The 10,608-nt window shown below is 31.8% G+C and carries 9 protein-coding genes and 1 tRNA gene; 6 read left to right on the top strand and 4 right to left on the bottom strand.

Annotation, left to right across the window (positions count from 1 at the left end):
* Window positions 1–93: 93 nt before the first annotated feature.
* Window positions 94–166, bottom strand: a tRNA-Phe gene (locus B4G36_RS01710).
* A 247-nt stretch (window positions 167–413) separates the two neighbouring features.
* Between B4G36_RS01710 and B4G36_RS01715 the strand changes: the two genes are divergently transcribed.
* The 3 genes from B4G36_RS01715 to B4G36_RS01725 all read left to right on the top strand — a co-directional run bounded on the left by B4G36_RS01715 (window position 414) and on the right by B4G36_RS01725 (window position 4,573).
* On the top strand, window positions 414–1,697 hold the full coding sequence (locus B4G36_RS01715) for an OmpP1/FadL family transporter (RefSeq protein ID WP_291061486.1): 1,284 nt from the start codon (window positions 414–416) through the stop codon (window positions 1,695–1,697).
* A gap of 2 nt (window positions 1,698–1,699) precedes the next feature.
* Window positions 1,700–2,299 carry an LPS export ABC transporter periplasmic protein LptC gene (gene lptC, locus B4G36_RS01720; protein ID WP_291061488.1) on the top strand — a complete coding sequence of 200 codons (600 nt, stop codon included), beginning with the start codon at window positions 1,700–1,702 and terminating at the stop codon, window positions 2,297–2,299.
* A gap of 114 nt (window positions 2,300–2,413) precedes the next feature.
* Window positions 2,414–4,573: a peptidylprolyl isomerase gene (locus B4G36_RS01725; protein ID WP_291061490.1), complete on the top strand. Its 2,160-nt coding sequence runs from the start codon at window positions 2,414–2,416 to the stop codon at window positions 4,571–4,573.
* Window positions 4,574–4,632: 59 nt separating this feature from the next.
* On the opposite strand, the gene B4G36_RS01730 is transcribed toward B4G36_RS01725, so the two are convergent.
* Genes B4G36_RS01730 through B4G36_RS01740 form a run of 3 tightly spaced genes read right to left on the bottom strand, consistent with a single transcriptional unit; the run spans window position 4,633 to window position 6,587 of the window.
* A complete protein-coding gene (locus tag B4G36_RS01730) occupies window positions 4,633–4,935 on the bottom strand; it encodes a hypothetical protein (protein WP_291061492.1) in 303 nt (100 codons plus the stop codon).
* 12 nt (window positions 4,936–4,947) lie between these two features.
* Entirely contained in the window at window positions 4,948–5,451 is a 504-nt protein-coding gene (gene purE, locus B4G36_RS01735) for a 5-(carboxyamino)imidazole ribonucleotide mutase (protein WP_221855714.1), read from the bottom strand.
* Between the two features lie 5 nt (window positions 5,452–5,456).
* Window positions 5,457–6,587 (bottom strand): 5-(carboxyamino)imidazole ribonucleotide synthase, encoded by a 1,131-nt coding sequence (locus tag B4G36_RS01740; protein ID WP_291061495.1) that lies wholly within the window; start codon window positions 6,585–6,587, stop codon window positions 5,457–5,459.
* 62 nt (window positions 6,588–6,649) lie between these two features.
* Here B4G36_RS01740 and B4G36_RS01745 point away from each other — a divergent pair, with 62 nt between their 5' ends.
* From B4G36_RS01745 to B4G36_RS01755, 3 genes are all read left to right on the top strand, one after another.
* Entirely contained in the window at window positions 6,650–7,591 is a 942-nt protein-coding gene (locus B4G36_RS01745; protein WP_291061497.1) for an endonuclease/exonuclease/phosphatase family protein, read from the top strand.
* Window positions 7,592–7,797: 206 nt separating this feature from the next.
* Entirely contained in the window at window positions 7,798–9,936 is a 2,139-nt protein-coding gene (locus B4G36_RS01750; RefSeq protein ID WP_291061499.1) for a TonB-dependent receptor, read from the top strand.
* Window positions 9,937–10,054: 118 nt separating this feature from the next.
* A complete protein-coding gene (locus B4G36_RS01755) occupies window positions 10,055–10,456 on the top strand; it encodes a lipocalin family protein (RefSeq protein WP_291061501.1) in 402 nt (133 codons plus the stop codon).
* The last annotated feature ends 152 nt before the right edge of the window (window positions 10,457–10,608 follow it).

Below are 10,608 nucleotides of genomic sequence, written 5' to 3' on the forward strand. Positions count from 1 at the left end.
CAACTTTTGATACTGATCCAAAATAATTAATATATTAACATTTAAAAATTAAAACTAAAAAAACCTCAATCAAATGATTGAGGTTTTAAGCAGTGGTGCCTCCAGGAATCGAACCAGGGACACAAGGATTTTCAGTCCTTTGCTCTACCAACTGAGCTAAGGCACCGCCTTAATTGTGATGCAAATATAGAGCGAAAATCTGTTCTACCAAACATTATTTAAAATATTTTTTAGACGAAAAAGCTATCTTGTTCATTTACCGAGAAATAAATTTTAAAATATTTTTATCTTTGCAAAAAAAGAGCGGTTTTAATATTTTAATAGAGATTTAACAACTCATTTTTGCAATCTAATTTTTACAATTCGCAACAAATCATCATATTTGCGTCTTAGAATTCTATTATACATTCATAATGAAGTGGATTATTTGTAGTTTATCACTATTTAGCGTGGTAACAATAAAAGCTCAGTCAATATCAGTTTCACCTTATTCGGCATACGGAGTAGGGGAGCAATTGTTTGATAATAATACTGAACAAGCTGGTATGGGCGGTATCTCAACGGTTCCTACGAATCCTTTTGGACAAAGTGCGAATTTTTCGAATCCGGCGGCAAACCAAAACTTGCGTATGACAACTTTCAATGCAAGTGGAAGTGGAACTAATTATAATTTCAAATCTGGAACAGATAAGGAAAACGCAGGTCGTTTCAATGTTTCTAATATTTCATTGGCTTTTCCAGTTGGTGAAAAAGGAAGTTTCGGAGTTGGTTTTCAACCTTACACAGCGTTGGGATATGATATTATGAATACTTCTGAGAAAAATAATATCAAACAAACTGTACAAATGAAAGGTGATGGAGGGTTAAATAGTCTTCATGCTTTTTATTCAAGAAATCTTTCAAAAGGATTTTCTTTAGGTTTGCGTGTTAATTATCTTTTCGGAGAGTTGCAACGTAATGAGATTTTAGCTGTAGATGGAGCAAGTTTAGCTGTAGATTATAGCGATAAATCGAACTATCGTGGTGCTCAATTTACGTTGGGATCTATGTATACAAAGAAAATTGGAAAAAATAACAATTTAAACATTGGGGCTACTTATACATTAGGAACTAAGTTAAGAACTGATGTTACAGATCTTACAACTTCTTACACATATATTGGAACAGCACAATCTTCTGTAGATACAATTTCTATTATTAGAATTGATAATGGAAAAACTAAGATTCCACAACAATTTACTTTAGGAGCATCTTATTCTAAAGATAATACGTGGTCATTAGCTGTAGAAGCAAAGTATAATAATTGGAAAGATTTCTCTCAACCATTAGAAGGTCAAAATACAACAATGTCTTCTGCGGTAGATTACAAAAATAATGTACGTTTGGCTGTTGGTGGATATTGGATTCCAGATTATAACAGTTACAAAAGTTATTTTAATCGTGTAACGTATCGTGCTGGTATGTATTATCAATCAGCTCAATACTCTATTCACGGAACAGATATTGACGCTTATGGAGCAACTTTAGGTTTTGGATTTCCAATCGGAAAACAAAATGATGGTTCTATGATGAATATTTCATTAGAGTACGGACAAAAAGGAAAAACAGCAAACAACTTAATTAAAGAAAATTATTTCGGAGTTAAAGTTGGATTTGATATTAACGATATTTGGTTTAGAAAAAGAGTTATTGACTAATTTTGGACAAACAAAAATTGTATAAAAAAGCAAACGAAAAAGTTTTAATTAAATCAACTCTTGTATTTGGTGTGATTAGCGTTTTCGTTTTGCTTTTTTCTTGTAAAAAAGAACTTCCTCCTATCAGTAAAAAGAAGGTAGAATTCCCAACACGCACACTTATCAATGCAAATATTATTAACAAAGATTCGGGAAGAATTTCTGGTAATTTGCGTTCGCCATTAATCGAAGAATATACAACGGTAGATTCTCCTTACACGATTTTTAGAAAAGGTTTAAACCTTGATTTTTATCAAAAAGGAAGCGTAAAACCAGGTTATTTTCAAGCAGATTGGGCGAAGTTGAGTGATGTAACGGGATTGTATGAAGGTAGAGGAAACGTAATTATCGTAAATGAAAAAGGTGATTCGTTGAAAAGCGAACAATTATTTTGGAATAAGAAAAATAAAACAGTTTATACATCGAAAGAAGTTTACTTAATTAGCAAGGAAGGCGATTCGTTAACAGCGAAAAACGGTTTGCAAGCTACTGACGATTTAGAAACCTATACTTTATTCAATAATCAAGGATTTAAGTATGTTGATGATAATCAAAAATTCTAAAGAGCGTTAAAAAAATTAACAAAAAAGCGTATACTTGTCGCTTCTTCTATTTTATTATTCAATGTATTGTCGTATTTTCGCCACCTATTATAGAAATAACATTAAAATAAAACAATGGCAGTTTTAGGAGAAATTCGTAAAAAAACTTGGCTGATCTTCGTGGTAATCGGAGTTGCAATGTTAGCTTTCGTTGCAGGAGATTTATTCGGAGAGAATTCAAAAATAAAACAATTATTTACTGGAGATCCGTCTGTAGTTGGTACAGTGAACGGAGAACCTATTGGTATTGCAGAATATCAGAGTGCGTACGATCAAACACAAAAGATGTACGAAAATCAAGGTCAAACTGCAACTCCAAATCAAATTGCTCAACAAACTTGGAACAGCTTAGTTAGTCAGAAAGTGTTGAAACAACATGCTGAAAAATTAGGTTTAAAAGTTTCTGATGATGAATTTTGGAGCTATACAGCTCAAAACTTCGGAATGACATCTGGTGCAGAAGCACAACAACAGATTGCTCAATTAGAAGCAAATGCGGCATCAAGTCCAGAAGCACAACAACAATATAGAGGTTGGTTGCAAACTGCTGAACAAATAAAATTACAGATTTTATCTCAAAAATATTTTGGTTATGTAATGGCTGGAACAGCGGTTACAGGTAAAGAAGCGGATATTCAACAAGGATACAATATTTCGAATGCAAATATTCAGTATGCATTTGTTGATTATGCAACTTTGGCTAAAAAATTAAATGTAAAAGTAACAGACGAAGAAATTTCTGCTTACGAAGCGAAATATCCAAAATTGTTCAAAGCAGAAGGTTTAGTAAAATTAAGTTACACTTATTTCCCTGCTGGAGCTTCAACTGCTGATGACGCTGTTGCTTTAGCAAACATCAAAAAGTATCTGTCAACTCAAATTGTTCATGACGAAGTAAACAATGTTACAGATACAATTGCAGCATTTGGTTCTGCAAAAAGTGATTCGGTTTATGTGACTCAAAATTCTGAGAAACCATTTATTCCAAATTATTTTACAAAAGCAGAATTAGAACAAGCTCAATTAGGGCCAGAAGCAACAAACTTCTTGAAAACTGCAACAGTTGGACAAATTGGTGGACCTTTCAAAATTGGAAATACATATCAATTATATAAACTTTCGAAATCGAAAGAAGTAAAAGATTCTGTAAAATCTAGTCATATCTTAGTTTCTTACACAGGAAGCGCTGCTGGAAACGGAGTAAAACGTACAAAAGACGAAGCAAAAAAATTAGCTGAACAAATTTTAGCTGAAGTAAAAGCTAATCCAGCTTCTTTTGGAGAAGTTGCTTCAACAAAATCGGATGATAAATCATCTGCTGTACAAAAAGGAAGCATTGGTTGGGTTGGAAAAAACAATCAATTAGACCAAACTTATAACGGATTTATTTTCTCTAAACCAGTTGGGACTGTTGATTTGGTAGAATCTCAATTCGGATATCACATTATCAAAGTTGATGATGCGAAAAACAAAACAGCTTATCAAGTTGCAAACATTGTAAAAACAATTGAGCCTTCTAAAGCGACAACAGAAAAAGCATTTACAAATGCAAGAACGTATGTTCAGAATGTTGAAGGAAAATCATTGAATGATTTCAAAAATACTGCGAAAAAAGGTGGTTATTTAAATAATACAACAGAAGGTATTGGGCGTTATGCTGCGATTGGTCAAGATATTCCAAACGATCAGGACGGAGATATCTTAAAATGGGCTTTTGACAAGAAAACAGATAAAGGAGCAACAAACTTGTTTACATCTTCTACAGGAGATTACATCGTTGTTCATTTAGTTGAAAAATTTGACAAAGGTTTGGCGCATCCAAGTGTTGTTCGTCAATATGTAGAGCCAGTTTTGATGCACGAAAAAGTTGCTAAATTGGTTGACGAGCAAGTTGCGAATGGTGGATTGAATGCTTTTGCTTCTAAATTTGGAGCGAAAAAAGGAAATGCTACGGTTAACTTCTCTAATTCTAATTTAACTGGAATTGGTTTAGAGCCTAAAGTTGTAGGTGCTGCGTTTGGTGTAAAACCAAATCAATCTTCTAAAGCGATTGCTGGAAATGCTGGAGTTTTCTACATTATTCCTTCAAACCAACAAATTCAAAAGAATCAAAAAGGTTCAATGATTTTGGATAATTTAAACCGTCAATTACAAGGACGTTTCCAACAAACATTGTTACAATCATTGATTCAAGCTGCTGATGTGGTTGATAACCGCGATAGGGCTTTACGTTAAGATTTAAAAATTTCTTACAATAAAAAACTCCCAAACTATAAAGTTTGGGAGTTTTTGGTTTATTTAATTTGAGCTTTTATTAAGTCAAACTTTTCTTCTAAAAGTAGTTTGTATAATTCTTTAACTTCATTCCAGTCTTTAGCTTTATACTTAATACCTATTTCATCAAATGTTATAATTAAATCTAATGATTTTGAAGTCTCTATAACATTTTCAAAATCATCATCAGAAATTACCGAAACCCAAAATACGCCATGTTCATCATCTGTTTCATTAATTTCTATTATAGCTTTCTCAATATCAGAAAATACAATATTATCTTTATTATAGCCTCCTAAGTATTGGATGTAGTTTTCAATCATACAAATTAGTTTTTACTTATCAAAACCATTCGGATATTCGCCTTTTACAAGCTTTATTTTCGCTTCTACAGCTTTTTGTAAATCTTCTTGATATTTGATTAATCTTTCTTGTAAAGTAGGATTAGTCGCACCTAAAATACGCGCTGCCAAAATCCCTGCATTCTTCGCCGCATTCACTGCAACTGTAGCAACTGGAATACCATTTGGCATTTGTAAAATAGATAAAATAGAATCCCAACCGTCAATAGAATTTGACGATTTAATAGGAACACCAACAACAGGAAGAGGCGTAATAGATGCAACCATTCCTGGTAAATGCGCAGCACCTCCTGCACCAGCAATAATAACATTTATTCCACGTTCGTGCGCTGTTTTTGCATAATCAAACATACGTTGTGGCGTACGATGTGCCGAAACAATTGTTAATTCGAAAGGGATATTTAATTCTGTTAATAGATCAGCAGCTTGTTTCATGATAGGCAAATCGCTATCACTTCCCATTATAATTCCTACCATAGTTGTTACTTTTTTGCTACGACTTTCACCGTTGCATTAACTTGTTTTATGTTTTGTTTTAATTGTTCTAAATCATCATTCACCAATGTAACGTGTCCCATTTTTCGACCTGGTTTTGTGATAGTTTTTGCGTACCAATGCAAAAATGTTCCTGGAATCGTCAATAATTCTTCAATATTTTCGATTTCTGCTTGTCCAGTTTGTCCTTCAGCACCAATCAAATTGACCATTGCAGAAGTTGTAAACAATTTTGTAGAACCAAGTGGCAATTGCATTAAGGTTCTTAACATTTGATCGAATTGTGATGAATAAGCAGCTTCAATTGTTGAATGTCCAGAATTGTGAACACGAGAAGCGGTTTCGTTTACCCAAATCGATTGATCTTTGTTCAAGAATAATTCAACTGCGAAAACTCCTGGAGATTTCAATGCTTTTACAACATCACGCGCAATTTGTTCAGCTCGATCAGTGATTTCTTTCGGAAGTGTAGAAGGCATCAATAAATAATCTAACAAATTATATTCTTCGTTGATGACAAATTCTACGGTAGGATAAGTGACAATATTTCCTAAATGATCAGCAACCGTAACAACCGCAATTTCACGATCCAAATCGGCTGGCGTTTCAAAAATCGAAGGAGCTTGAAGCATTTTGTCTAAATCAGCTTCAGATTTTAGGAATTGAACACCTTTTCCATCATAACCATCTTTTCGAGATTTTTGAAAAATCGGATAATTGATATCTTGTTTTGATTTTAAATCTTCCCAATTATCTAATCCAAAATAAGGCGCAGTCGGAATATTATTATTGAAATAAAATTCTTTTTGAATTCCTTTGTCTTGAATAATAGCTAAAGCTTCAGGATCTGGAACAATGCGTTTTCCGATTGATTTTAGATAACGTAATGCTTCAACATTTACGTGTTCAATTTCAATCCCGATTGCATCTAAATCTTTTCCAAATGCAACAACCGTTTCATAATCTTTGAAATCGCCTTGTACAAAATGATGCGCATGTGGCCCGCAAGGTGCATCAGCAGCTGGATCTAAAATACTAATCTCGCAAGGATATTGCAATGCATTTTGCAAAAACATATACCCCAATTGTCCTCCTCCTAAAATTCCGATTTTTATCATATTGCGAAGTTAATGAATAATATAATTTCTATTTTTACGAGAACAAAAAAAGTATTGACGAGATGTTAACAAAATGGAGCAGAGTTTTATTCTTTGTATTTGTAGGAATTTATTTAACAAGTAAAAGTTTTTATCAATATTTCGTCTTCGATATGTTGGCACAATATTCTATTTATGCGTTGATTATTGCCTTTTTCTTGTGTTTGATTTACAATTATTCGATTCGAAAAGAAGAAAAGAAAAATATTTTATGGTTGATTCCGCTTGTAGCAATTCCAATTATTACGTATAAAAACTTAGGAAATTTCTATTTTGGAGAAAATGCAAAAGGAGAAAAATCTAATTTTAAAATTACGTCAATCAATATTTTTTCTCAAAATGAAGAGTTTCAACACTTGAAAAAATATTTAAGTAAAGATAAAAATGATGTAATTGTTTTACAAGAATTAACGCCTGCTTGGCAAAAACATGTAGAGTTTATCCGAAAAGAATATCCATATTATAAAGAAGAAGTAAGAAATAACAATTTTGGAATTGCGATTTATTCTAAAATTCCATTCTCTAAAGTATCAACAAAAAATTATATTGATGAAATGCATCCTTCTATTTTAGCGGAAATTATTGTAGACGCTAAACCATTAAGCATTTTGGTAACGCATCCTGTTCCGCCTTTACCAAATCAGGCGCGTTTTGAAAGACGAAATAAACAATACGAATTGATGAAGCAGGAAATTGATGCTTTACCGAATGAAAATATCATTTTAGTTGGAGATTTGAATTCAACAGTTTATTCACCGAATTTCAAATTGGTGCAATCGGATAAAATGAAAGATGCGCGCTCTGGTTTTGGATTGAATAATTCTTGGAATGCTTTTATTCCAATTTTCCGTACAAATATTGACCAATGTTGGGTTTCAAAGAAAATAAAAGTGACCAATTTTTATCGTGGAGATGACATAAAATCGGATCATTTTCCGATTGTTGCAGAACTGAAAATAGATTAAGAATTTGGGTTAATTTTTAAATTTCAAAAAAAAGATTACCTTTGAAGTTCAATCGAAAGGGGTGCTTCTTTAAGAGGCTGAGATTATACCCAAAGAACCTGGGCAGGTAATGCTGCTAAGGGAACTGGTACTTCACCAAATTACATTCGCCCGTAAATTATAAAAGTGTAAGATGGCTCCTTTCATAATATTTTTTAAAATTAATTATGAAAAGGTCGATTTTTTTATTGTCATTATTTGGTGCATCTATTCTTTATGCACAAGAAAAAGATTCTATTCAAAAAGAAGAAATTCAATTAGGAGAAGTTTCAATTGTCGAAAAACTTCCGATTACAGTTGAAAAGGTAACTGATAAAATGTTACAAAAGAAGAATTTGGGACAAGATGTTCCAACTTTGTTAAATTCTGCTACGTCTGTTTCTATAACTTCCGATACAGGAACAGGAATTGGTTATTCGTCTATCAAAATTCGTGGACTTAATGAACAATCAATCAACGTTACATTAAATGGAATTCCGCTTAATAATCCTGAGTCTCAAGGTGTTTTTTGGGTGAATATGCCAGACTTGGCTTCATCTACAAGCTCTATGATAATTCAGAGAGGAGTTGGAACTTCATCAAACGGGATGGCTTCTTTTGGAGCAAGTGTTAATATCGAATCTCAAAATCCGTCTACCGTTCCTTTTGCAGAAGCAAATGTTTCTTTCGGAAATTATAAAACGCAAAAATATACAGTTCAGGCTGGTACGGGAAAAATACTAAATAATAAGTTGAGTATTGATGGACGTTTTTCTAAGATAAATTCGGATGGATATGTAGACAGATCTTGGTCAGATTTAATCTCTTATGATTTTACTGCCTTATATGAATTGAATGAAAAAACAAAGTTTAGATTTCAGAATATGTTTGGAAAAGAACAAACGTATCAGGCATGGAGTGGTGTAGATGCTGAAACTTTAAAAAAAGATAGAACATATAATTTTGAAGGAGAAATTTTAGACGAAAATGGAAAAGTTGAAGGTTTTTATAAAAATCACACCGATAATTACCGTCAAAATCATTATTTTCTTTCGTGGTTACAAGATTTTGGGAATAATTGGAAATCAAATTTAACACTTCATTACACAAAAGGTAAAGGTTATTACGAGAGCTATAAAAATAATCGCAGTTTGAAACGTTATAAATTGGATTATTTAACTTCAGAAAAAAGAAATTTAATTAATCGTGAATATCTTGATAATGATTTTTATGGTTTTAATCTTGAAGTTGAAAATCAACGTCTAAATGATTTTAAAGTATTTTTCGGATTATCTGCAAACGAATATGATGGCGATCATTATGGAAATGTCTTATGGGTAAAAGGCACAGATTTTAAGGATAAAGATTTCAAATATTACAACAATCGTTCTGTGAAAAAGCAATTGGCTGCTTATGCAAAAGTATTGTATCAATTGAATAAATTTGAATTGTTTGGTGATTTGCAATACCGTTATGTTGAATATGATGCGAAATATTTGCCAAATGGGAAAAATGATGAGGAAGATTTCAGACCATTTTCGGATACATTCAATTTTGTGAATCCGAAAGCTGGGATAAATTTTAAAATCAATTCTTCAAATGTATTGTATGCTTCTTATGGTATTTCACATCGTGAGCCTTTGAGAAATGATTATGTAGATTCTAAATCTAAACCAAAAGAAGAATTTCTACAAGATTATGAATTTGGTTATAGAAAAGTAGGACAACTTTCTTTGAATGCAAATTTGTATTATATGGACTACCAGAATCAGTTGGTTGCAACAGGAGAGTTAAATGAAGTAGGTGCAAGAAAGCGTGTTAACTCTGGAAATAGCTATAGAAGAGGAATAGAGTTGGATGCGAATTATAAAGTTATTCCGAATCACTTGAATATTTTTGGAAATTTAACTTTAAGTCAAAATAGAAATATAAATTACGAAGAGGAGGTTTGGGATGAAAAAGGAATTTCTTCTATAAAAAATTATGGAAAAACAAAAATTTCGCTTTCACCAGATGTGATTTCTGCTTTCGGTTTTGAAGCTGTTCCTTTCAAAAATGTATTGATTAATTTGACGAATAAGTATGTTGGTGAACAATATTTATCAAATACAGAACCAGCAGATGGTAAATTAGATAGTTATTTGGTTTCGGATCTTTTGATTCGATATTCGACAAAAGTAAAAGGAATTAAAAACCTTGAATTTTCGTTCTTGATTAATAACTTATTTGATGTAGAATACGAATCAAACGGTTATTATTATGGAGGAGGATATTATTTTCCACAAGCCGGAATTAATGTTTTGGGCGGAGTTGGAATTCGTTTGTAGTAGTTTTCTTTTAATAGTTATTGTTTTTTTTAGATAATAATTATATTTTTCTTAATTAACAATGTAAATTTAAATAATATGAAAAAATTATTGTCTTTTAACAATAGGAGCTTTATCATTGAACTTCTTTAGTTGTAAAGATGATGATGACTCAAGAAAATCTTTAGATGATAAAATTGTCGGAATCTGCAAACTTGAAAAAACAGTTTATCAGGAGACAGGTACACCAGATGAAGTAGAATATCCTGATGATTGTGCTAAAAAGTCTACAACAACTTTTAATAAACACAATACTTATAAAAGTGATGAGTATTATACCGATTATCAAACTGATAAATGTATCAATGAGGTTTATGGAGGTATATATAAAATAGAAAAAGGAAACTTACACATAATAGATGACGAAACTATTTTTAAAATTCAAGAAATTTCATCTAATAAAATGGTTTTACTTCTTGAAGAAGATGTAGATTTAGATGAGAAAGTTGATTCTAAAGTTATTGTTACTTTTATAAAATAAAAAAGCTCAATAATTTAACACTACCCCCAAAAAGTTAGAAACAATTTGGGGGTATTTTTATAAAAAGAAGAGTAAAATATGATTTTGCATTTAAATTAAATATCTAAAGAAGGAGATAAAACAATATATTTACTAACCCGTTGTGCATTTTA

Source organism: Empedobacter sp. UBA3239 (genome assembly GCF_002362875.1).
Classification (GTDB): Bacteria; Bacteroidota; Bacteroidia; order Flavobacteriales; family Weeksellaceae; genus Empedobacter; species Empedobacter falsenii_B.

Excerpts from the sequence above, each read along its gene's own strand:
- B4G36_RS01715 (WP_291061486.1), top strand. The coding sequence starts at position 414 with ATGAAGTGGATTATTTGTAGTTTATCACTATTTAGCGTGGTAACAATA.
- B4G36_RS01725 (WP_291061490.1), top strand. The coding sequence starts at position 2,414 with ATGGCAGTTTTAGGAGAAATTCGTAAAAAAACTTGGCTGATCTTCGTG.
- B4G36_RS01730 (WP_291061492.1), bottom strand. The coding sequence starts at position 4,935 with ATGATTGAAAACTACATCCAATACTTAGGAGGCTATAATAAAGATAAT.
- purE (WP_221855714.1), bottom strand. The coding sequence starts at position 5,451 with ATGGTAGGAATTATAATGGGAAGTGATAGCGATTTGCCTATCATGAAA.
- B4G36_RS01740 (WP_291061495.1), bottom strand. The coding sequence starts at position 6,587 with ATGATAAAAATCGGAATTTTAGGAGGAGGACAATTGGGGTATATGTTT.
- B4G36_RS01745 (WP_291061497.1), top strand. The coding sequence starts at position 6,650 with ATGTTAACAAAATGGAGCAGAGTTTTATTCTTTGTATTTGTAGGAATT.
- B4G36_RS01750 (WP_291061499.1), top strand. The coding sequence starts at position 7,798 with ATGAAAAGGTCGATTTTTTTATTGTCATTATTTGGTGCATCTATTCTT.